General features: G+C 70.3%; 22 protein-coding genes, 1 tRNA gene and 1 other RNA gene. 22 read left to right on the top strand and 2 right to left on the bottom strand.

Annotated elements, in window-relative coordinates; translation table 11 throughout:
* Positions 1–95 precede the first annotated feature (95 nt).
* From ACFFBG_RS08475 to ACFFBG_RS08450, 6 genes are read left to right on the top strand one after another with little or no spacing between them, the layout of a single operon-like run.
* The gene (locus tag ACFFBG_RS08475; protein ID WP_375477621.1) at positions 96–1727 is read left to right on the top strand and encodes an amino acid permease; all 1632 of its coding nucleotides are present in this window, start codon (positions 96–98) and stop codon (positions 1725–1727) included.
* Complete coding sequence (locus ACFFBG_RS08470) at positions 1724–2443, top strand: M24 family metallopeptidase (RefSeq protein WP_375477619.1); 720 nt, start codon at positions 1724–1726, stop codon at positions 2441–2443. The genes ACFFBG_RS08475 and ACFFBG_RS08470 overlap by 4 nt, the downstream gene beginning before the upstream one ends.
* A 7-nt stretch (positions 2444–2450) precedes the next feature.
* Positions 2451–2831, top strand: coding sequence for an ethanolamine utilization protein (locus ACFFBG_RS08465; protein WP_375477617.1), 381 nt, complete (start codon positions 2451–2453; stop codon positions 2829–2831).
* Entirely contained in the window at positions 2828–3322 is a 495-nt protein-coding gene (locus ACFFBG_RS08460) for a dimethylamine monooxygenase subunit DmmA family protein (RefSeq protein WP_375477615.1), read from the top strand. Before ACFFBG_RS08465 ends, ACFFBG_RS08460 begins: the two co-directional genes overlap by 4 nt.
* Positions 3319–4284, top strand: a complete 966-nt coding sequence (locus tag ACFFBG_RS08455) for a PDR/VanB family oxidoreductase (RefSeq protein ID WP_375477613.1) — start codon at positions 3319–3321, stop codon at positions 4282–4284. Before ACFFBG_RS08460 ends, ACFFBG_RS08455 begins: the two co-directional genes overlap by 4 nt.
* A 41-nt stretch (positions 4285–4325) precedes the next feature.
* The gene (locus ACFFBG_RS08450) at positions 4326–5330 is read left to right on the top strand and encodes a DUF3445 domain-containing protein (protein WP_375477612.1); all 1005 of its coding nucleotides are present in this window, start codon (positions 4326–4328) and stop codon (positions 5328–5330) included.
* Between the two features lie 28 nt (positions 5331–5358).
* Here the strand turns inward: ACFFBG_RS08450 and ACFFBG_RS08445 are convergent, their stop codons facing one another.
* Positions 5359–5919, bottom strand: coding sequence for a YceI family protein (locus ACFFBG_RS08445; RefSeq protein WP_375477610.1), 561 nt, complete (start codon positions 5917–5919; stop codon positions 5359–5361).
* 85 nt (positions 5920–6004) lie between these two features.
* On the opposite strand from ACFFBG_RS08445, the gene ACFFBG_RS08440 reads away from it, so the two are divergent.
* The 12 genes from ACFFBG_RS08440 to pyrE all read left to right on the top strand — a co-directional run bounded on the left by ACFFBG_RS08440 (position 6005) and on the right by pyrE (position 17167).
* On the top strand, positions 6005–6532 hold the full coding sequence (locus ACFFBG_RS08440) for a MarR family winged helix-turn-helix transcriptional regulator (protein ID WP_375477608.1): 528 nt from the start codon (positions 6005–6007) through the stop codon (positions 6530–6532).
* Positions 6533–6642: 110 nt separating this feature from the next.
* The gene (locus ACFFBG_RS08435) at positions 6643–7833 is read left to right on the top strand and encodes a PP2C family protein-serine/threonine phosphatase (protein WP_375477606.1); all 1191 of its coding nucleotides are present in this window, start codon (positions 6643–6645) and stop codon (positions 7831–7833) included.
* The gene (locus tag ACFFBG_RS08430; protein WP_375477604.1) at positions 7830–9404 is read left to right on the top strand and encodes an ATP-binding protein; all 1575 of its coding nucleotides are present in this window, start codon (positions 7830–7832) and stop codon (positions 9402–9404) included. Before ACFFBG_RS08435 ends, ACFFBG_RS08430 begins: the two co-directional genes overlap by 4 nt.
* 31 nt (positions 9405–9435) lie before the next feature.
* On the top strand, positions 9436–9843 hold the full coding sequence (locus tag ACFFBG_RS08425) for a response regulator (protein ID WP_375477602.1): 408 nt from the start codon (positions 9436–9438) through the stop codon (positions 9841–9843).
* Positions 9844–9995: 152 nt separating this feature from the next.
* Entirely contained in the window at positions 9996–10256 is a 261-nt protein-coding gene (locus ACFFBG_RS08420; RefSeq protein WP_375477601.1) for a hypothetical protein, read from the top strand.
* A 191-nt stretch (positions 10257–10447) separates the two neighbouring features.
* Positions 10448–11359, top strand: coding sequence for an anti-sigma factor RsbA family regulatory protein (locus ACFFBG_RS08415; RefSeq protein ID WP_375477599.1), 912 nt, complete (start codon positions 10448–10450; stop codon positions 11357–11359).
* A gap of 64 nt (positions 11360–11423) precedes the next feature.
* Entirely contained in the window at positions 11424–12287 is an 864-nt protein-coding gene (locus tag ACFFBG_RS08410; protein WP_375477597.1) for an alpha/beta fold hydrolase, read from the top strand.
* Positions 12288–12339: 52 nt separating this feature from the next.
* Positions 12340–13509, top strand: a complete 1170-nt coding sequence (locus ACFFBG_RS08405; protein ID WP_375477595.1) for an MFS transporter — start codon at positions 12340–12342, stop codon at positions 13507–13509.
* A 132-nt stretch (positions 13510–13641) separates the two neighbouring features.
* Positions 13642–13851, top strand: a complete 210-nt coding sequence (locus ACFFBG_RS08400; protein ID WP_375477593.1) for an RGCVC family protein — start codon at positions 13642–13644, stop codon at positions 13849–13851.
* A gap of 98 nt (positions 13852–13949) precedes the next feature.
* Positions 13950–15167 (top strand): 2'-deoxycytidine 5'-triphosphate deaminase, encoded by a 1218-nt coding sequence (locus ACFFBG_RS08395; RefSeq protein ID WP_375477591.1) that lies wholly within the window; start codon positions 13950–13952, stop codon positions 15165–15167.
* Positions 15168–15247: 80 nt separating this feature from the next.
* On the top strand, positions 15248–16465 hold the full coding sequence (locus ACFFBG_RS08390) for a DNA cytosine methyltransferase (protein ID WP_375477589.1): 1218 nt from the start codon (positions 15248–15250) through the stop codon (positions 16463–16465).
* Between the two features lie 123 nt (positions 16466–16588).
* Positions 16589–17167 carry an orotate phosphoribosyltransferase gene (pyrE, locus tag ACFFBG_RS08385; RefSeq protein ID WP_375477587.1) on the top strand — a complete coding sequence of 193 codons (579 nt, stop codon included), beginning with the start codon at positions 16589–16591 and terminating at the stop codon, positions 17165–17167.
* A gap of 1123 nt (positions 17168–18290) precedes the next feature.
* Here the strand turns inward: pyrE and ACFFBG_RS08380 are convergent.
* Positions 18291–18378 (bottom strand) — tRNA-Ser (locus tag ACFFBG_RS08380).
* 65 nt (positions 18379–18443) lie between these two features.
* On the opposite strand from ACFFBG_RS08380, the gene ffs reads away from it, so the two are divergent.
* From ffs to recR, 4 genes are all read left to right on the top strand, one after another.
* Positions 18444–18540: signal recognition particle sRNA small type (gene ffs, locus ACFFBG_RS08375), an RNA gene on the top strand.
* A gap of 86 nt (positions 18541–18626) precedes the next feature.
* Positions 18627–20456: a DNA polymerase III subunit gamma and tau gene (locus tag ACFFBG_RS08370; RefSeq protein WP_375477585.1), complete on the top strand. Its 1830-nt coding sequence runs from the start codon at positions 18627–18629 to the stop codon at positions 20454–20456.
* Between the two features lie 98 nt (positions 20457–20554).
* On the top strand, positions 20555–20917 hold the full coding sequence (locus ACFFBG_RS08365; RefSeq protein ID WP_375477583.1) for a YbaB/EbfC family nucleoid-associated protein: 363 nt from the start codon (positions 20555–20557) through the stop codon (positions 20915–20917).
* An 11-nt stretch (positions 20918–20928) separates the two neighbouring features.
* The gene (gene recR / locus ACFFBG_RS08360) at positions 20929–21525 is read left to right on the top strand and encodes a recombination mediator RecR (protein ID WP_375477581.1); all 597 of its coding nucleotides are present in this window, start codon (positions 20929–20931) and stop codon (positions 21523–21525) included.
* The last annotated feature ends 1 nt before the right edge of the window (position 21526 follow it).

Here is a 21526-nt window from a genome sequence, read left to right as displayed (position 1 = left end):
AGCTTGTTTCCTACCGGTGGTCAAGGTTTCCGGACAGGCGACGAGGCCGTCTCGGGTCGATCATCCCCTCGCACAGACTTTTTCCGGAGGCAGCAGTGAGTTCAAGCACGCTGTCGGGCCCGCCCCTGGCGGACGCCGACGAGAAGCGGCTCAACGAGCTGGGCTACCAGCAGGAGCTCAAGCGCGGCATGGGCGGGTTCTCGAACTTCGCGGTGTCGTTCACGATCATCTCGATCATCACCGGCGTCCTGCAGACGTTCTGGCTGGGCCTGATCGCCGGCGGCCCGCGGATCATGCTCATCGACTGGGTCGTGGCCAGCGCGTTCATCCTGATGGTCGGCTTCTCGCTCGCCGAGATCTGCTCGGCGTACCCGACGGCCGGCGGCCTCTATTACTGGTCGGCCCGGCTCGCGCGCAAACGCGCGCCGGCGTGGGCCTGGTACACCGGCTGGTTCAACCTGCTCGGGCAGGTGGCGGTCACCGCCAGCATCGACTTCGGGCTGGCGAACTTCATCGGCTTCTTCATCAAGCTGACGATCGCCCCGTCGTTTGCGGCCCGGCCGTGGCAGATCTTGATGATCTACGGCATCGTGCTCGCGCTGCACGGGTTGATGAACACCTTCGGCGTCGGGCTGGTCGCGATCTTCAACGACATCAGCGTGTGGTGGCACCTAATCGGCACCGGCGTCATCGTCGTCGTGCTGTTCGCGCTGCCGGACAAGCACCAGAGCTTCACCTCGGTGTTCACCTCCTACGTCAACTCGACCGGCCTCACCTGGTTCCACGGCTCCGGGCTGTGGATCTCCATCGTCGGCCTGGGCGTCTGCGCCTACACGATCACCGGCTTCGACGCGTCCGCCCACTTGTCGGAGGAGACGCGCAACGCCCACGAGGCCGGGCCGCGCGGGATCGTCATGTCCATCGTGGTGTCGGCGGTCGCCGGCTTCGTGCTGCTGTTCGCGCTGTGCTACGCGCTGCCGGGCGGCGTCTCGAGCACCGCCTACGGCGACCTGTCCGCAAGCGGCTCGGCCGCCTCGGCGAACTTGTTCCTCGACGTCCTGTCGCGCCACGTCGCCGAGTTGCTGGTGGTGATCGGCATCGTCGCGCAGTTCTTCTGCGGCCTCGCGTCCGTCACCGCCAACTCGCGGATGATCTACGCGTTCTCCCGCGACGGCGCGCTGCCGGGCCACAAGCTGTGGCACCGGATCAACCCGCGCACGAAGACGCCGACCAACTCGATCTGGTTCGCCGTCGTGTTCTCGTTCGTGCTCGGCGTTCCGTCGCTCAAGACGAACGCCTCCGGCGTGCCGGTGGCCTTCAACGCGGTGGTCTCGGTGGCGGTCGTCGCGTTCACCATCTCGTTCGCGCTGCCGACGCTGCTGCGGCTCATGCGCGGCTCTGACTTCGTCGTGGGGTCGTGGTCGCTCGGGCGGTGGTCGAAGCTGGTGAACGTGCTGGCCCTCGTGTGGACGGTCGTCATCTGCGCGGCCTTCCTGCTGCCGCAGGGCACCCTGCACGTCGGCGGGAAGTTCCAGTGGTCGCTGTTCAACTACGCGCCGATCGCGGTCGGCGTCGTGCTCGGCTACGCGACGCTGAGCTGGTTCCTGTCGGCGCGGCACTGGTTCACCGGTCCCAAGTGGAGCGTGACGGGCGAGCCGCTCGACGTCGAGACCGAGGTCCCGCCGCTGGGCCACAAGCACGACGACCCGATCGGAGCGCAGGCGTGACGCTCACCGATCCGTATCCGGCTCCGGACGCGACGGCGCAGACCCGCGAGCACGAGCTGCGCGGGGCCCAGGACAACGCCCGGGCGTTGTTCGAGCGCATCGACGCCGAAGGGCTCGTGCGGCCCGGCGTCGACGAGGTGCAGCTGTCCAACGAGATCAAATCGCTGGCGGCCGACCAGCTCGGCGTCACCCGCTACTGGCACAAGCGGGTGGTGCGCGCGGGCCGGAACACGCTGCACCCCTACGACGACAACCCGCCGGTGCGCGTGATCGAGGAAGACGACATCGTCTTCCTCGATCTCGGCCCGATTTTCGCCGAGTGGGAGGCCGACTTCGGCCGCACGTTCGTCCTGGGCGACGACCCGCTGAAGCTGAAGATCAAAGCCGACATCGAAGAGGGCTGGCACGCCTGCAAGGCCTTCTTCGACGCGACCCCGGAGTGCACCGGCGCGCAGCTGTACGCCTTCGCAGTCGAGCAGGCGACGTCGCGCGGGTGGCAGTTCGGCGGCTCGATCGCCGGCCACCTGCTCGGCGAGTTCCCGCACGAGAAGCTCGACGACGACGAGATCGAGTCCTACGTGCTGCCCGCCAACGACACCGTGCTGCGCTCGATCGATCCGTACGGCAGGCCACGGCACTGGATCTGCGAGATCCATTTCGTCGACCGCGAGCGCGAGATCGGCGGCTTCTTCGAGCAGCTGCTCACGATCGACTGAGGCTGAGATGACCGCTGTCGAGCGCACGAGCGTCCCGCCGTTCCGCGTCACCTCCGGCGCGTGGCGCGATCTGCCGAGCATGGCCGCCGACTACCCGGGCACGCTCGGGTTCATCGGCGACGTGTACGCCAACCCCGAGGGCTGCCCGATGGCGTCGGGGTACTTCGAGCTGCGGCACACCGAGGGCCCGCTCGACTATTACTACGACTACGACGAGATGAAGATCGTCCTGGAGGGCGAGTTCCGGTTGGAGAACAAGGAGACCGGGCAGGTGCTGATCGCGCGCGAGAAGGACGCCATCTTCTTCCCCCGCGGCTCGCGCATCCTGTTCTCCACGCCGGACCGCGGCCTCGCGTTCTACGTCGGGCACCGTTCCTTCGCTCCGTGATCGCCGACCACGCCGCCGTCCCCCGCTGGGGCGTCGAGCCGCCCGACGTGGACGTCTCCGGCCGGACGTTCGGCGTCGTCGGCGGCGACTGCTCGGTCACCCGGCGCTGGGCGCGGCAGATCGCGCGGCTCGGCCGGCCGTGCTGGCAGGTCGACGCCGCGGGGGATGCCGGTGCGCTCGACGCCGCTCTGCGCGACGCCACGGTCGGGCTGCGGGTGCTGATCGCCGGACCGGAGGCAGATGTGCTGGCCGCCGCGGCGCGGTGCCGCGCGGCCGGTCTCGCCGACGCCGAGCTGACGCTATTCGCGACCTCGGCGCGCGAGCGGCGGATCTACTGCGCGCACTGCGCGACGACGTCGATCGTCGACGCGCAGGTCGAGGACGTGGCGCCCTGTGGCGGGTGCGGCCGCTGCCTGCTCGTGTTCGCGCACCTGTCAGCGCGGTCGGGCTCGTACCTGGCCTTTCAGGCCGACGCCGAGGACGTCGGATGACGCCGGCCGCAGCGGCCGAGCTCGACCTCGCCGTCCGCGACATCGTCGACTCAGGACCGGTGCGCACGTTGACGCTCGCCGCGGCGGGCACGCTCGACGGGGTGGGCACGTCGTTGCCGGGTTCGTCGTTGCCGGGGTACGTGCCGGGCAGCCACCTCGTCGTCGACTGCGGCGGCCGGCCGAACGCCTACTCGTTGCTGGACGACGGAGTGGCGCCCGAGACGTACCGGATCAGCGTGCTGCACCGGCCGGACGGCGGCGGCGGATCGCGCTGGCTGCACCAGCGGCGCGTCGGCGAGGCGGTGCGCGCCTCGCCGCCGCGCAGCGCCTTCGCGCCGGTGGCCGCCGCCACGCATCACTTGCTGATCGCCGGCGGGATCGGCGTCACCCCGTTGATGTCGCACGTCCGCGCCGCGCACCGGTGGGGCCGGCCGTACACGCTGCTGTACCGCTATCGGGTCGCCGCGCACGTGGCCGAGCTGCGCGCGATGTGCGGCCCGCGGCTCGTCGAGCTGCCCGATCGCGGCACCTTCTCCGGGCAGCTGGCAGCCGCGCTCGTCGGGCAGCCGCTGGGCACGCACCTGTACGTGTGCGGGCCGGCGGCGTTCACCGATCTGGTGCTGGACTCCGCGCAAGCGGCCGGCTGGCCGGCTGTCCGGCTGCACGCCGAGCGGTTCACCGCAGACGTGCTCGACGCCGGCCGGCCGTTCCGGGTTCGCGTGGGCGCGGCCAGCTACGACGTCCCGGCGGGCGTCAGCCTGCTCGAGGCCTTGGAGCGCAACGGCCACTCGCTGCCGTTCCGCTGCCGGCAGGGCGTGTGCGGCGAGTGCCTCGTGCCGGTGCGAGCCGGTCGCGTCGAGCACCGCGACCTCTACCTGTCCGAGGCGGAGAAGACGAGCGGAGACCAGCTGCTTCCCTGCGTGTCCCGCGGGCTCGACGACCTGTTGGAGGTGGTGGTGTGAACACAGTGCGCAACGCAACGACCGTGCCCGACACAACGACCGTGCCCGACACAACGACCGTGCCCGATGCGCTGCCGGCGCGGGTGCGCCGCTTCCCGTTCCCGTTCGACCAAGACAGCTACCGCTATCACGCGAACGTGGAGCCGGCGGGCACGGCTATCACCACCGCCGTCGGCTCGTGGGGCGCGGAACGGGTCCACGTCGACGCCGGGTACGTCGACGAACTCGCGCAGCGCCGCGACATCCTGGCCGCCGACGAAACCCGGGTCGGCGAGCTGCCGCACATGCGCGCGGCGTGCTGGGACACGCTGATGTGGGGCCTGGGGCACCTCGCCGCCGACCACCCGACGACGATGTCGCTGCGCCGCCACGGCGACGGCTGGCTGTGGCGCAACGACCTGCTCGGCGTGCGCCAGGCGTTCCGCTACGGCGACGACAGCTCGCTGCCGACGGACCCGCTGCGCTTCATCGGCTCGCAGCTGCAGGAGGACCTCGTCCTGCTCGACCAACGCGAGGACGCCCTGTTCGCCGACGCCGGGCTGGTGACGTTCGCCGCGGACTGGTCGATGCGATTCGACCTCGGCATGGCCTTCGTCGACATCCATCGGCCGGTGCCTCGGCTGGTGCCGGAGAACATCATTCCGCGGGCCCAGCAGTTCCTGTTGCGGCTGCAGCCCGGCGCGGACTACCGGCGGCTCAACTGGACGCTGTCCGCGACGCCGCGGCTGGACGTGTCGACCGAGACCTACGACGAGTGGGGGCGCACCCGCCGCCTCGCGGTCGAGCATCCGGACGAGGCGGGCGAGCGGTTGCACCTGCGCGTCGAGGTGCAGCACTTCGTGCGGCTCGCGCCGTCGAACGCGGTGCTGTTCCCGATCCGCACCTACCTGTTGCCGTTCGCCGACGTCGCCCGCGTGCCCGAGTGGACGCGCCGCCTCTGCGCCGTGCTGACCGAGCTGCCGCAGGACATGGCCGACTACAAGGGCCTGGCCCGCTACCGGGACGTGGCCGTCGACTGGCTGCGCGCACAGGCGACGCGCTGGTGAGTTGGCCGCCCACCGCTCGCGGTGTGGGTCAGGCCGACTTGATGGCCGAGATCTCGCACTCGATGGTGACCTTCTCGCTGACCAGCACGCCGCCGGTCTCGAGCGCGGCGTTGAAGTTCACGCCGAAGTCGCTGCGGTTGATCGACATCGCGCCCTCGAGGCCCACCCGGTGATTGCCGAACGGGTCCGTCGCCGAGCCGGTGAACTCGAGCGGGAAGGTGATCGACTTGGTGACGCCCTTGATGGTGAGGTTGCCGCTCACCTCGAAGTCGTCGCCGCCCTGGTGCGCGATGCTCGTCGAGACGAACGTGATCTCGGGGTGGTTCGCGACGTCGAGGAAGTCGTTGCTGAGCAGATGGCCGTCGCGCTGGGCGTTGCGGGTGTCGATGCTGGCGGTCTTGAGGGTGATGGAGACCGAGGACTTGCTGAGGTCCGCGCCATCGACGGTGGTGGTGCCCTCGAACTCGTTGAACGAGCCGCGCACCTTCGTCACCATCGCGTGCCGGGCCACGAAGCCGAAGCGGGTGTGCGCGGGGTCGATGGCGTAGGTGCCGGTGAGTGCGGCGAAGTCGGTGATGGTTGCTGTCATGACTGCTCCATAAGTGTTGGTTGACCGGTCAACCAGACCGTACCCAGCGAGCTGATGATGTGTCAACTATGTCTATTATGGGCTCATGGACCGGCCCGAGCTCACGACGTCCACGGCGCCGCGATGGCTCGACGACCGCGAGCAAGCCACCTGGCGCGGGCTGCTCGAGATGCACGCGCTGCTGATGGCCCAGCTGAACCGCGACCTGCAGGAAGACTCGAGCATCTCCACCGCCGACTTCGCGGTGCTCGTCCAGCTCAGCGAGCACGAGGCCGGCGACATGCGCGTGCTCGAGCTTGCTCGCGCGTTGCGCTGGGAGAAGAGCCGGCTGTCGCACCAGCTGTCGCGGATGACCCAGCGCGGGCTCATCGCTCGCTCGGAATGCCAGGAGGATCGCCGCGGCGCCTTCGTCGTGCTGACCCAACGCGGCCGCGAGACCGTGGAGCAGGCGGCCCCCCGGCACGTCGAGGGCGTGCGCCGCTATCTGTTCGATCAGCTGGACGACGACCAAGTGGGCGTTCTGTCCGATCTATGCGCGGCGGTCACCGCCCGACTCGTTGAGGCCGGCTGCCCCGATTCAGCCACCGAGTGCGACGCGGCGGCTCAAGCCTGAGACCCGCCTGCCGATCCATCCAGTGAATGCGCCCTCGGGCGGCTCGCGCTGAGTACGCTCAGCCCGCGTGGCGTGACGTTGGCAATGACGCCGCCGGTCAGGAGGAACGCGTGAGCGTGGTCGAGCCCACTGCCCCTGCGTTCGTCCGGGTCACCGACGTGCCGATCCTCCTCGTCGAGGACGACCACGGCGACGCGGTGCTGGTCCAGGCATGCCTTTCTGAGGTCGGCGTGGCCGATGACTCGATCACCTGGGCGCGCACGCTCGCCGACGCGCTGCGCGGGCTCGCCGACCGGCCGGGCTGCGTGCTGCTCGACCTCGGCCTCCCCGACTCCGACGGGTACCACGCGGTCGCCGAGGTGGTGGCCGCCGCGCCCGACGTGCCGGTCATCGTGCTCACCGGCCGGCAGGAGCGTGACGGCCTGGACGCGCTGGCCGCCGGCGCGCAGGACTACCTGGTCAAGGACTCCCTCAGCGGCGACCGGCTCGAGCGGTCGATCCGGTACGCCATCGAACGCAAGCGCGCCCAGCAGACCCAGCAGCAACTGCGCGAGATCAGCCTCAGCGCCGCCGAGCAGGCCCGCCTCGAGCGCGGGCTGCTGCCGACGCCGATGCTGCGCACCGACGCGGTCAGCTGCGCCACCCATTATCGGCCGGGCCGCGACGACGCCGTGCTCGGCGGCGACTTCTTCGACGTCATCGAGATCAGCCCCGGCCGGATCCGCGCGGTCATCGGCGACGTCATGGGCCACGGCCCGGACGAAGCCGCGCTCGGCGTCCACCTGCGAGTCGCTTGGCGCACGCTGCTGTTCGCAGGCACGCCCGACGCGCAGATCCTGCCGACGCTCGCGCGGCTGCTGAAATCCGAGATGGACCCCACCTACCGCTACGTCACCGTCTGCGACGTCACGATCGAGGACGACGCGATGACGGTCCGGGTGGCCGGCCACCCCGCGCCGATTGTCTGCCGGCCGAGCGGAGTCGGCTATCTCGAGGCGCGGGTTGGCCTGCCGCTCGGCATCCACATCCCCGGCACGCCCGAGCGCGGCTGGCCAGAGGTGACCGTCCCGTTGCCGCGTGGTTCATCGGTGCTGCTTTACACCGACGGTCTGCTCGACGCCTTTTATGGGGCCGGCACCACCGGCAGCATCGGCGTCGACGAACTGGTCCGCGCTGTGCAGGCCTGCGCCACCGGGGGCGCGCCGGCCGGGGCCTGGATCTCCACATTGCTCGAAGCCGCGCCGCGCGACTCGATCGACGACCTGGCTCTCGTGGTGCTGAGCACGTCCCCCGGGGCGTGACGGGCCTGGCGACCGGAGGCCAGCCTGCCGGCGAGCAGGGCTGGCGGTTGCGCCGGCGGCTCGGCGCCGCCTTCGCGGTGTTGGCGGTGCTCCTCGCCGCGCTCAGCGCTGTCGCCGCAGTCGCCGCGGTCCGCTTCACCACGACGACCAACGAGGTCATCTATCGCTGGCAGCGCGCGTACGCCGTCGGACTACGCAGCCTGGCGGACCTCGTCGACCAAGAGACCGGCTTGCGCGGCTACGCCCTGACAAACGAGAAGCAGTTCTTGCAACCCTACGAATCTGGGCGGACCGCGACCGGCGCCGACCTGGCCTTGCTGCGCGGTTATCTCGGCGGCGATGCGCCGCTGCGCGCGCAGCTGGCCGCATACGTCTCCGCTATCGACAGCTGGCGTGCCGGCGTGGTGGATCCCGATCTCGCGAAGATTCGGGCGGGCGGCTCGCTCGGCTCGGCGGACCTGCTGGCGTCCAAGCGCGCGTTCGACGCTGTCCGCGCCCGCTCGGCGACGCTGCTCACCGGGCTGAGGCAGCGCACCGCGACCGTGCGCGCCGCGCGCACGACCGAAGGGCTCTCGTTGCTCGCCGCGGTGTCGTTCGCGCTGCTCGTGCTGATCGCAGCGGGCCTGGTCCTGTGGCGGGGCCTGCTGCGCTGGGTGCTGGCGCCGATCGACTTTCTCGGGGCGCACGTCCGGCAGGTCGCGTCGGGCGACACCGAACACCAGGTCGTCGCGTCCGGCCCGGCCGAGCTCATGTCGCTGGGTTCGGACGTGGAGGCGATGCGCGAGCAGATCGCCAGCCAACTCGCCGCCGCCGAGCGGGTGCAGGCGGAGCTGCGTCGGCGAGGCGCCGAGCTGGCACGCTCGAACGAGGATCTGCAGCAGTTCGCCTACGTCGCGTCGCACGACCTGTCCGAGCCGCTTCGCAAGGTGTCGAACTTCTGCCAATTGCTCGAGCGGCAGTACGGCGACCAGCTCGACGACCGCGCGCGGCAGTACATCGCCTTCGCCGTCGACGGCGCGAAACGCATGCAGATGTTGATCACCGACCTGCTCGCGCTGTCCCGGGTCGGCCGCGCCACGGACAACTTCGAGCAGATCGACGTCGGCGAGAACATCGACATCGCGCTGGCGAACCTGGAGGACCGCATCGCCGCCGCGAATGCGCGGATCGAGCTGCTCACCCCGATGCCGGTCGTCGACGGTGACCGCGCGCTGCTGGCGTCGCTGTGGGAGAACCTGATCGGCAACGCGGTCAAGTACCGCCGCGAGGACGTGGAACCGGTCGTGCATATCTCCGCCGAGCTCGACGAGGACAAGCACGAGTGGCTGTTCACGGCGAGCGACAACGGGATCGGCATCAACCACGAGTACGCGGAGCGGATCTTCGCCGTTTTCCAGCGCCTGCATCTGCGCGATCAGTACGGCGGCACGGGCATCGGATTGGCGTTGTGCCGGCGGATCGTCGAGTTCCACGGCGGGCACATTTGGTTGGAGGACGTAGGGTCGGCGCAGGGTGCGACCTTCCGGTTCACACTCCCGGAGAGGAATTCGGTTGCCCAACCACGTCACTGAGGTTCCGCGCCGTCCGCTTTCGGTGCTGCTGGTGGAAGACGACCCCGGCGACGTCCTGATCGCGCAAGAGGCGCTCAAGGCGGGCCGCCTGCAATCGAAGCTGGTCGTCGTCCCGGACGGCCACGAGGCGATGGCCTACCTGCGCCAGCAGAACGGCTATGGCGAAGCCGCGCGCCCGGACCTGATCTTGCTCGACCTCAACCTGCCGGGGATGTCGGGCCATGAGGTGCTCGCGGAGGTCAAGTCCGACCCGGACCTGCGGACGATCCCGGTCGTCATCCTGACCACCTCCGGCGCCCGCGAGGACGTCGTGCGCAGCTACGACCACCACGCCAACGTCTTCGTCACGAAGCCCGTCGACTTCGACCATTTCACCGAGATCGTCAAACAGATCGACGACTTTTTCATGACCGTCGCGCAACTGCCGCCGGGAAAGTGACAAAATCGGCCGTGGCCGTGGCTTTCTGAGCAGCGCCCCGGCTGAAAATAGCCGGCGCCCCGAATGGGCGGTTCCGACGCCGCATAAGCATTGGCGCACATTAGGCAAAGAAGGCGAGTTAGATCGCGGAAAGCCCGGGGAATGGTGCTGCCATGACAGCCCGCGTCGGGAGCACGTCCATCGACGGCAGCCCCATTTCCGACAACGACCTGGCCCGTATTCAGGCCGAAGAACAGCTGCATGCCCAACAGCAGCGCTCTGCCGCGCGGATCATTGCCGCCGCCTCGACTGATGTCGAGGATGCCCGCGCGCTGCTGTCGATGCTCGGCCTGGGCGCCGACGTCGTGAGCGCTGCTCGCGCCGAGTTGGGCACGCCGGCCAAGCTGCCGGGCAAGCGCAGCGCTGCGGCCTGACCGACCCCCGGCTTAGGGTCGCAGGCAACGCTCGCGCGCCGGAAAGGCTGTGCTGTCAGGGTTTTCTTCGCCTGACCGGGACGACAGGCATCCGCGCTGGTAGCGTCGCCGCGCGCAGGCAAAGGCACGCCTGCCGTCTCGGCGTAGGTGCGAGACGCGCGTACTGCAGTGCATGTCTGCTATGGACCGGGATGCAGGACCCACTTCGACACGAGGCTCTGCCCTACAAGGGCCATGAGCACTTCGTGGCGTCGTCGGTGGTGGTCCTGCGCGACGGGCTGGATCGCGACGAGCGACCGCTTTTCCTCAATGCCCAAAGCAAAGTGAACGATGTGCGCGACGCGCTCGGCCCGGACGCAGACGAGATCGCGATGGTCGCCACGGACGAGCATGGGCGCAATCCGTCGCGGATCATCACAATGCTGCACAGCTTCCAGAGCGGCGGCGATGGCCGTCGCGCGCTCGGCGTCGTGGAACTCATCTCGGCCGGTCTCAAGCCGGCGGCGGCCGAGGAGGCGCAGTTCGCCGAGAGCGTTCTGAATTCCCAACGCCTTCAGTCCTGGGCGCTGTCTGCCATCTGCCTCTACGACACCGAAAGCCTTGACGCCGGCACGCTCGAAGAGATGCGGCAAAGCCATCCGGTCCTGCGCGGCGAAGAGGCCGACAACGGCGACTACCAGGATCACCTGCTGGAGCGATTGTTCGCGCGGACGCTGCCTGCCGCGCCGGTCGAGGCGGCGGCGATCGACGTCGCCGGCCCGCGCCTGCTGCAGCTACGCGATTTCGTCCGCGACCATGCCTCAAGGTATGGAGTCGCGGTGGACCGGGTCGACGATCTCGTGCTCGCCGCGAACGAGGTCGTCACCAACAGCCTTCGCTACGCGCACGGGCATTGCCGAGTGCGCATGTGGTACGACCGAGGCTCGGCCGTCTGCGAGGTTGCCGACGACGGCGCGCTCGATGATCCGCTCGCCGGCCGGATCGCGCCGCCTCCGGACGCGGCGACGGGCCGCGGACTGTGGCTGTCGAATCATCTGTGCGACCTCGTCCAGGTGCGGTGTGCGCACGACGGCACTGTCGTGCGGCTATTCGTCGACGCCTGAGATCGACGCCGGAGGTCGAACGCCTGACGCCGATGCCTGGTGTCGCGCTTGTACGGTCGCTGACGTGACCCGACCCGAGACTGCGCGGATCGTCCACGAGACGGTGTTTGCCGGCGGGCAGCGGATCGCCTATCAGCAGGCGGGCCCCGTCGACGGTCCGGTCGTGCTGCTGCTGCATGGCCTCGCGTCCGACAGCGCGACCTGGGACAAGGCGATCGCTCCGCTGGCCGAGCGCGGCCTGCGGGTGTTCGCGCTCGACCTGATCGGCCACGGCCGGTCCGCCAAGCCGGTCGGTCCCTACCTGCTCGACGACTTCGCGGAGTCGCTCGAGGCGTTCATGGTCGCGCTCGACCTGCCCGCCGCGACGCTGTGCGGCCATTCGCTCGGCGGCGCCGTCGCCGTCCACTTCGGCTTCCGGTTCCCGCGGCGGGTGCAGCGGTTGGTGCTCGTGTCTGCGGGCGGGCTGGGCCGCGAGGTGCATCTCCTGCTGCGTGCGGCCGCGCTGCCGGTTGCGCCGCGGGTGCTCGACGCGGCGTTGCGGCCGGCTCTGCTGCGGTTCTACGCGCGCCCGCGGCTGCACCGGGCGCTGCGGTTGACGCCGGACAATCTCGTCAACCTGCGCCGAGCCGGCCGGGCGCTCGGCACGGCCGAGGGGCGGTCCTCGTTCTTCGCCGCGCTGCGCGGCGTGATCGAGCCGGGCGGGCAGCGCGGCTCGTTCATCGAGATGCAGACGCTCGCCGATCATGTCCCGACGATGCTTGTCTGGGCGGAGCACGATCCGGTGATCCCGGTGGCGCATGCCCGCGCGGCGCACGCGCACTTGCCGAGCAGTCGCCTCGTCGTGTTTCCCGGCGCGAGCCACGAGCCGCACCGGCGGGACGCGCCGCGGTTTGCGGCGGAGGTCGCGGACTTCATCGCGTCGTCCTAGTATCCGGGACGCGAATCCCGTCTCGCGAGACGGTCGACTAACGTCCCCGGGCATGGGCCGGCGGCGATGGTGGGTGCTGGCGGTCGGCACCTTCGCGCAGGCGTCGACGTCCTCGTTCATCTATGGCGTGCCGATGCTCGTCCCGGCGTTGCGCGCCGACGGCGCGAGCCTCGTCGCCGCGGCGACGCTTGTCTCGGCGCCGGTCGTCGGCGTGCTGCTGACGCTCATCGTGTGGGGCGCGGTGGCCGACCGGCACGGCGAGCGCGTCGTCATCGTCAGCGGGGTCGGCGTCGCGGCGATCGTGCTCGTCGCCGCGGCGGCCGCCCCTGGGCTGGTCGGGTTCGGCGTGCTGCTGGCGCTTGCCGGCGCCTTCGGCGCGTCGGTCAACGCGGCGAGCGGACGGGTCGTGATGGGCTGGTTTCCCGTCCATGAGCGCGGGTTGGCGATGGGCGCGCGGCAGACCGCGCAGCCACTCGGCGTCGGCCTCGCTGCCCTCGCCCTCCCGTCCCTGGCTCGCGCGCACGGCGTGCACCTGGCGCTGCTCTATCCGGCCGGGTTGTGCGCGCTCGCGGCGCTGGCGGTGCTGCTCGCGGTCGTCGACCCGCCCCGTCCCGCTCGCGGCGACGGGGTGGCGCCGGCGGCCTCGCCGTATCGCGGCTCGAGGCAGCTGGGCCGGGTGCATCTTGCGAGCACGATGCTGGTCGTTCCCCAGTTCGCGGTCGCGACGTTCACCCTCGTGTACCTGGTCGGGCAGCGGCACTGGGACGCCGCCGTCGCCGGCCGGATGATCGTCGGCTTCCAGGTCGCCGGGGCCGTCGGCCGGGTGGCGTCCGGGGTGTGGTCGGACCGCGTCGGCAGCCGGCTGCGCCCGATGCGCCAGCTCGGGGCGCTCAGCGCGTTGGTCATGCTGCTGACCGCGCTCGGCGCCGCGACCGGTTGGTGGCTCGTGGTGGTTGGTCTGGCGCTCGGCGCGGTGGTGACCGTCGCGGACAACGGACTGGGCTACACGGCGGTCGCCGAGTTGGCCGGCCAGGAGTGGTCCGGCCGGGCGCTGGGCGTGCAGAACACGGTGCAGAACCTCGCCGCGGTGCTCACCGCGCCGGCGCTGGCCCTGGTCGTCGGCGCCGCGGGCTACGCCTGGAGCTTCGCGCTGGTGGCGGTCTTCGCGCTCGCCGCCGTGCCGCTCACTCCGGTGCGGGCCGAGGGCGCCGCAGGCCGGTGACGTGCGCCGGCGGCTGCGTGACTGGATCGCCACCGCTGGGGTCGGCCTCGTTTTCCGCGCTACCGTGGGGTCACCGAGGTTCTTCGCTCGTCGGCAGCCACGTCGGCCCGCCCCGGCGACGTCGGAGCTGACATGATCACACCCCTGAGCACGGCAACACCCCGGAGCACGGCAACACCCCTGAGCACGGCGGCGGACGCGATCGAGATCTTCGCCGACGTCGACTCGTGCGGCGTGTGTCCGCATGGCGCGGCCCTGCACGACCGCGTCGCGCAGCGGTTCTGCGCCGCGACCTTGTCCGGCGCGCTGACCCGCGGCTGCATCTGCGCCAAGACCGGCTGAACGTTCGGGCGTTCGCCCGCAGATGAAGCCCTCGCGCAGTCGAGGCGCCGGTTTACACTTCGCACCGGCGAACCAGTGCCGCGCCGACAGGGGTTGTGATGGTCGAACTCAAGCTGCCCGAAGGCGCCTCGGGAGTGCTGCCCAACCAGTACCTCGAGTCGGCGATAGCGAGCGGCGCGATTCACGCGGGCGGCTACACGATCCCGCGAGAGAACGTGCAGCCGGCGAGCTTGGACCTCCGATTGGGCGAGGTCGCGTACCGCATCCGATGCAGCTTCCTGCCCGGCCGAAGCACCGTCGAGCGCAGGATCAAAGACGTCACGATCGACGAGTTGGATCTTCGTCGAGAGGGCGCGGTCCTCGAGACCAATCTGCCGTATCTCATCCCGCTCAAGGAACAGCTGATGCTGCCCCAGGGGGTGCGCGCGAAGGCGAACCCGAAAAGCTCCACGGGTCGGGCGGACGTCTTCACCCGGGTGATCACGGACGAGAGCTCGCGCTTCGACGAAGTGGCCGCCGGCTACCGCGGCGGCCTGTACCTCGAGGTCGTGCCGCTGTCGTTCCCCGTTCGCGTGCGGGAGGACCTGTCGCTCAACCAGCTCCGGCTCTCAGTCGGTTCGACCGCCCTGGACGACCAGGACGTGCGGGATCACCATCGCGACCAGCCGCTCTTGTTCGCGGACGGCTTCGCGGTGCCGGACGAGCAGCTCGCGCTGTCCAACGGCCTGTTTCTGAGTCTCAACCTGCGCGGGGCCGACGACGGCCGAGTGGGCTACCGATCGCGGGGCAGCGCGCCGCTGTTGGACCTGTCGCGAATCGGCGCCGCGGAGCCGGACGCGTTCTGGGAGTCCGTCCGCCGAGAGGACGGCGACCGGATCGTCCTGGACCCCAAGAGCTTCTACCTGCTGATGTCGCGGGAGGCCGTGTCGATCCCGCCCGGACTCGCCGCCGAGATGACTGCCTACGATCCGACGAGCGGGGAACTGCGCACCCACTACGCGGGCTTCTTCGATCCGGGCTTCGGCTTCGACGTCGCCAGTCAATTCCGCGGCTCGACAGCGGCGCTCGAGGTCCGCGCGCACGACGTCCCGTTCATGATCGAAAACGGCCAGCGGGTCTGCAAGCTCACCTTCGAGCGGATGCTCGCGGAGCCGACCCTGCTCTACGGGCAGGGCATCGGCTCGAACTACCAGCGGCAGACCGAGACCCTGAGCAAACATTTCCGCCACCCTGGCGGTGCTGCCGCGTCCTCGGCCCCGGCGGCCGAGCGCGGCCCGACGGCGGTGCAACTCGACCTCTACGACCGCACCGGCTGAGCCCGTCGCGCGCGCTCACCCGGCGGATGCCTCGCGTGTTCGGACAGGCTGCATCAGCACCTGCCCCTACCATCAGCCGCGTGCCGGGCGCCGCGGGAGTTCCATCGGGGTCGGGGTTCCGCACCCTGGAATTCTTCGCCGGCATCGGGCTCGTGCGGGCGGCTCTCGAACCGTTGGGCGCCCGCGTGGTGTGGGCGAACGACATCGTGTCGGCCAAGCGTGACGCCTACGCCGCGAACCACGACGCGGCGCACTTTCGGCTCGGCGACGTTCGGGACGTGCGCGCGATCGAGCTGCCTGCGGACATCGAGCTGGCGACGAGCAGCTTCCCCTGCGTCGATCTCTCCCTCGCCGGCAACCGCCGTGGTCTCGAGGGTTTGCAGTCGGGCATGTTCTGGGAATTCGCGCGCGTCCTGGCCGAGATGGGCGCTGGCCGGCCGCGGGTCGTCCTGCTAGAGAACGTCCACGGCTTCGCCACCAGCCACGGCGGGGCGGACCTGACGCGGGCCCTGCGCGAGCTCGCCGCGCTCGACTACTCCTGCGACGTGTTCTCCGTCGACGCACGTCACTTCGTGCCGCAGTCCCGCCCGCGGATGTTCATCGTCGGCATCCGCGGCGCCTTGCCGGCCGGAGCTCGGCGCGGCTCGCCGCCGCTGTCGAGCAGCCGCCCGGCCTGGGTCCGCCGCGTCCACGAGCGGCACGCAAACCTCGGCATGCACCATCTGCCGCTGCCCGAACTGCCGGAAGGCCCGGTCGACCTGTCGCCGATCGTGCAGCGGCTGGGCGCCGACGACGAACGTTGGTGGGACCGTGCGCGGGTCGGGGCGTTCGTCGGATCCCTGAGCGAGGCGCAGCTCGAGCGCCTGGCGTCGCTGCGTGACGCGGAAGCGGTGTCGTACCGGACGGCGTACCGGCGAACACGCAACGGCGTGGCGGTCTGGGAACTGCGCCGAGACGGCATCGCGGGGTGCCTGCGCACGACGGGCGGCGGTTCGAGCAAGCAGGCCCTCGCGGTGCTCGGCAACGGCGACGTCCGGGTGCGGTGGATGACGCCATCGGAATACGCGCGTTTGATGGGCGCCGGCGACTACCGCCTGCGCGGCGCGACGGCGAATCAAGCGCTCTTCGGCTTCGGCGACGCCGTGGTCGTCGATGTCATCCGCTGGATCGGCCAGCACTATCTGCTGCCTACGTTGCGGCCCGATCCAGCAGGCGGTCGTACCCCGGCGTGCGCGCAGGCGTGTTCTCCAGGGCTCGCTACTGGCTTAGGGCACACTTGCCTCGGACGAGATCGGTGAGCCCGGCAACGACTTTGCCCCGTGCGGGTGAGGAAGCGAGGACGCATGGCATCATGGCGAAATCGCGAGGATCGGCCCGGTCTTTCGCCCTCGGCACACCCGGCGAGCTCGGAGAGTCCCACTTTGTCAGCACTGCGCGACGACGTCATAGCCATCGTGAAGCAGCACGGTCTGGAGTATCGCGAGGAACCGTTTCTCCTGGCTTCCGGCGAGCTGAGTCACGACTACATGGACGGCAAGAAGGCTCTGGCAGAAGGTGCAAATCTCCGCCGGGCGTGTGAAGCCATTTTGGAACTGGCGCAGGACGCCGGCGTTCAGTTCGACGCCGTAGGTGGCTTGACGCTCGGGGCGGACGCCTACGCGACGGGAATCGCACTTCTCGCGCAGAAGCGTTGGTTCGTGGTGCGCAAGCAGCCGAAGGACCACGGCAAGGGCAAGCGCATCGAGGGGGCGGAGCTGGCGCCCGGCACGCGTGTGCTGCTCGTCGACGATGTGGTGAGCACGGGAGGCTCGATCCTCGAGGCGCTCGAAGTCGTCCAGGAAACCGGCGCGGACATCGTCTTGGCGGTCACCTTGGTCGACCGCGGCGATGAAGCCGAAGGCAGGTTCCGCGCGCTCGGTGTCCCGTATCGTCCGCTGATTACCTATCGCGATCTTGGGATCAAGCCGGTCGGCAAGATCACAGCTGCTGCGACTGGCTGACCACGGACCGCTGCTCCACAAATCGGCCCGGGTTTCTCAGGATTTGAGCCCTTGCAGCAGGCGAGTGGCCTGGCGCAGCTACGGCCGGCAGTTGACGCAGAACCGGCAGAGACCGGCTGGCAGTCGACGTTGCCACTCATGGATGTGGCTGCACCGGCAAGGATGGTCGTGAACCGGATCGCCCCTATCCGCTGGCCGTTGCAGTCTTCAATCGTCGCGAGAAGTGCCGTCGCCGGACGTCGATGACAGCGCTGCCAAGTGCACCGATGGCGACGCCGGTGACACCTGCTTCGATTACAGCCCGTAGAACTGCCTGTTCTGCTGCGCTCTTACAGGCCGGCGAGTACGGAACTTGGTTGCCGGCATCGATCCCATGAGCGGAGGTGATCTCTAGGTACCAGGCGGCGCACGCGCTGGAGGTCGGGCCGTCCCCAACAGGCTCGCTGCCGCCGAACTGTCGGAAGGCGCAAGCAAACAAGAAGACGCACATTCCCGCGAATCCGACGAGCACTCCTGCCACCACGGAACGGGTCGGACCGGTCGCTCTGTGTGCGGACTTCGAAACGAATATAGCGATGGCAAGTAGAACGCAACCCAGCACAAAAACCCCGAGCATGCCGAGGGCAGCGGAGGCCGACACTGTGAGACCGTCGGCGAGCCGCTCAGATTCTGGCGACATAGGCGGAGGCTACCGATCGAGAGCGGGGAACGTCTGTCGTTGTCCCCAGCAGTTCACACGCCAACGTTGACGAGTGGCCACGATGACGCGGACGTCGCCCTGGCCGCACCGGCGCCTCCGCGACGTGCTCGCCGCCCGCCTGTTCGTGTTCTACGCCTGGTGCGCCGACACCACCATCGACGAGCCGCGCACCTCGCCGGCCCGGTCGAGACCTGGTGGCCCGAGATCGGGGCTTCATCGACACCGGCATCACTTGCCGACGACCAGCTGACCGAGCCGTTCGCGTCGATCGTCTACCTGCGCCGTTGGTGGGGGCCGGAGCCGTTGTACGCAAGAAAGACGGCGGCATCCGGGAACCGGACACCGCCGTCAATAGCCGTGTGTTGGAGCTACTCAAGCCCGTGTTCGACGGTTCGAGCACTCAGAGTTCAAGTAGCAACACCCTGGCGGAGGATAGGGGATTTGAACCCCTGAGGGATCTCTCCCAACCCGCGTTCCAGGCGAGCGCCATAGGCCACTAGGCGAATCCTCCGCCGATGAGGATACGGCCCTAGCCGCCGGGTCGGCGACGTGCCGGCGCGGCCCGTAGACTCGGCCGCCGACCCCCCGTGCGGCGCTCATCCTACGAACCTCCCCAGGGCCGGAAGGCAGCAAGGATAAGCAGGCTCTGGCGGGTGCGCGGGGGGTCCCTCGCGCGCTCGGCGCGTGCGTCCGCGTCGGCTAGCGCGCAGGCGCGTCGAGGCGTGGCGGGTCGTCGGACGCGCGAACTAGTGTCGACGCGTGTCCGACGGAGCGCAGAACCTCGCGCTGTACCGCAAGTACCGGTCGGCGACCTTCGCCGACCTCATCGGCCAGAACCACGTCACCGAGCCGCTGCGCCAGGCGCTCTCCGCGCAGCGGATCAACCACGCCTACCTGTTCAGCGGGCCGCGCGGCTGCGGCAAGACCTCCAGCGCGCGCATCCTCGCCCGCAGCCTGAATTGCGCCCAGGGCCCGACCCCTGACCCGTGCGGCGTCTGCGACTCCTGCCGGGAGCTCGCGCCGAACGGCCCTGGCTCCATCGACGTGATCGAGATCGACGCGGCCAGCCACAACGGCGTCGACGACGCGCGCGATCTGCGCGAACGCGCGTTCTTCGCGCCGGTCCGCGACCGGTTCAAGGTCTACATCATCGACGAGGCGCACATGGTGACGACGGCGGCGTTCAACGCGCTGCTGAAGCTCGTCGAGGAGCCGCCGGACTTTCTGGTGTTCATCTTCGCCACCACCGAGCCGGATAAGGTGCTCACGACCATCCGCTCGCGCACGCACCACTACCCGTTCCGGCTGATCCCGGCGGGCGTCATGCGCGCGCACCTCGAGCGGATCTGCGCTAGCGAGGCCATCGCCGTCGAGCCGGCGGTGCTGCCGCTGGTGGTTCGGGCAGGGGGCGGGTCGGCGCGCGACTCGCTGTCGATCCTCGACCAGCTGCTGGCCGGCGCCGGCGCCGAGGGGGTGACGTATGCGCGCGCGGTCGCGCTGCTCGGCGTCACCGACGGCGCGCTGCTCGATGAGATGGTCGACGCGTTGGCCGCCGGCGACGCGGCTGCCGTGTACGGCGCGGTGGACCGGGTGGCCGAGGCCGGGCACGATCCCCGCCGATTCTCCGTCGACCTGCTCGACCGCTTCCGTGACCTGATCTTGCTCGACGCGGTTCCCGACGCGGGCGAGCGGGGCCTGCTCGACGTGCCGGGCGACCAGCTGAGCCGGATGTCGGAGCAGGCCCTGCGGCTCGGCGCGGCGACGCTGACCCGCTTCGCCGAGATCGTGCACACCGCGCTCATCGAGATGCGCGGGACGACCTCGCCGCGGCTGGTGCTCGAACTGCTCTGCGCCCGGATGCTGCTCCCCGACGCCGCCACCGACTCAGCGGCGCTGCTGCAGCGTCTCGATCGGCTCGAACGCCGGCTGGCCGCGGGCGCCAGCGCCGCGCCGGCCGAACCTGCTGCGCCAGCGGTCGCGCGCGAGCCCAAGGCGGTTCCGGCAGCGGCGCGCGAGCCCGCCCCCGCGGCGGCGCCACCCGCCCGCGCGGCCGCGCGCGAGCCGGCGGCCGCTCCCGAGCCCGCTCCCGAGCCGGCGGCCGCACCCGCACCCGCCCCCGCGGCGGCGCCTGTCGCGGCGGGGGTGCTCGACTCGGCCGCGCTGCGCCGGCTCTGGCCCGAGGTGCTCGACGTCGTCAAGCAAGCCAGCCGGCGCACCCGCGCGCTGCTGGACAACGCGCAGATCAGCGAGGTCGACGGCGAGCTCGTCCGGCTCGCCGCGCCCGGCGCGCTCGCCAGGATGATCGGCGAGGACAGCAACACGTCGGTGCTGCGCGCCGCGCTGACCCGGGTCGTCGGCGGCGAGTGGAAGATCGCGGTCGACGGCGCCGCGCCGGTCCAGTCGTCCGGTCCGCGAGGCGGCGGGCGGCAGCCCGGCGACCCGAACGCCCCGGCGGAGCCCGACCCGCGTGACGACCCGGACTTCGAGCCGGTCGGGGTCGGCGACCGCTCGGCCCCGACGAGCGACCCGGAGACCGAGGCGATCAAGCTGCTGACCAACGAGCTCGGCGCGCGGCCGATCGACGGCTGACCCGCTCGTGCCGACAGCGCCACACGCGCGTCGGCGGTTACCCTGACCGGGACCATCTGGCGTGGTGGACATCCGCAAGCACAGCGAAGGACGGCACGATGGCGCAGCGAGGCGGCTCGTTCGGCGGCGCTCAACCGAACATGCAGCAGCTGATGAAGCAGGCGCAGAAGATGCAGCAGCAAATGGCCGACGCCCAGGCCGAGCTCGCCGCCGCGCAGGTCACCGGCACCGCCGGGGGCAACCTGGTCACCGCCACGCTCAGCGGCGCCGGCGAGCTGCTCGCGCTGACCATCGACCCGAAGGCCGTCGACCCCGACGACGTCGAAACGCTGCAGGACCTCGTCGTCGCGGCCGTCCGCGACGCGCGCCGGGCGGTCGAGGAGCTCACCGAAGAAACGATGGGCCCCGTGACCGGCGGCCTCACCGGCGGGCTCGGCGGCCTCGGGCTGCCGGGTCTCTAGAGTCGCGCGCCGTGTACGAAGGCGCCGTCCAGGACCTCATCGACGAGCTCGGCCGGCTGCCGGGCGTCGGGCCGAAAAGCGCGCAGCGCATCGCGTTCCACCTGCTCGCGACCGAGGCGGTTGACGTCGAGCGGCTGGCCAGCACGCTGCTGCGCGTCAAGAACGAGGTCAAGTTCTGCTCGATCTGCGGCAACGTGGCCGAGGCCGACGTCTGCCGGATCTGCAGCGACCCGCGCCGCGACCTCTCGGTGATCTGCGTGGTCGAAGAGCCGAAGGACGTCGTCGCCGTCGAGCGCACCCGGGAATTCCGCGGCCGCTACCACGTGCTCGGCGGCGCCATCAGCCCGATCGACGGGGTCGGTCCGGACGATCTTCGGATCCGCGAGCTGCTGACCCGGCTGCGCGACGGCGTCGTCACCGAGCTCATCCTCGCCACCGACCCCAACCTCGAAGGCGAGGCGACGGCCACTTACCTCGCCCGGCTGCTGAACTCGATGGGCTTGGTCGTCACCCGGTTGGCCAGCGGGCTGCCGGTTGGCGGCGACCTCGAGTACGCCGACGAGGTGACGCTCGGCCGCGCGTTCTCCGGTCGCCGCCGCGTCGAGTAGC

Source organism: uncultured Jatrophihabitans sp., from assembly GCF_964251945.1.
GTDB lineage: Bacteria > Actinomycetota > Actinomycetes > Mycobacteriales > Jatrophihabitantaceae > Jatrophihabitans.
This window is presented reverse-complemented; position numbering and strand designations above follow the sequence as displayed.

What these genes read in the sequence shown, in the direction of transcription:
- ACFFBG_RS08415 (WP_375477599.1), top strand. Translation starts at nt 10,448, where the DNA reads ATGCAGGACCCACTTCGACACGAGGCTCTGCCCTACAAGGGCCATGAG.
- ACFFBG_RS08445 (WP_375477610.1), bottom strand. Translation starts at nt 5,919, where the DNA reads ATGACAGCAACCATCACCGACTTCGCCGCACTCACCGGCACCTACGCC.
- ACFFBG_RS08400 (WP_375477593.1), top strand. Translation starts at nt 13,642, where the DNA reads ATGATCACACCCCTGAGCACGGCAACACCCCGGAGCACGGCAACACCC.
- ACFFBG_RS08455 (WP_375477613.1), top strand. Translation starts at nt 3,319, where the DNA reads ATGACGCCGGCCGCAGCGGCCGAGCTCGACCTCGCCGTCCGCGACATC.
- ACFFBG_RS08465 (WP_375477617.1), top strand. Translation starts at nt 2,451, where the DNA reads ATGACCGCTGTCGAGCGCACGAGCGTCCCGCCGTTCCGCGTCACCTCC.
- ACFFBG_RS08420 (WP_375477601.1), top strand. Translation starts at nt 9,996, where the DNA reads ATGACAGCCCGCGTCGGGAGCACGTCCATCGACGGCAGCCCCATTTCC.
- ACFFBG_RS08365 (WP_375477583.1), top strand. Translation starts at nt 20,555, where the DNA reads ATGGCGCAGCGAGGCGGCTCGTTCGGCGGCGCTCAACCGAACATGCAG.
- ACFFBG_RS08405 (WP_375477595.1), top strand. Translation starts at nt 12,340, where the DNA reads ATGGGCCGGCGGCGATGGTGGGTGCTGGCGGTCGGCACCTTCGCGCAG.
- ACFFBG_RS08440 (WP_375477608.1), top strand. Translation starts at nt 6,005, where the DNA reads ATGGACCGGCCCGAGCTCACGACGTCCACGGCGCCGCGATGGCTCGAC.
- ACFFBG_RS08395 (WP_375477591.1), top strand. Translation starts at nt 13,950, where the DNA reads ATGGTCGAACTCAAGCTGCCCGAAGGCGCCTCGGGAGTGCTGCCCAAC.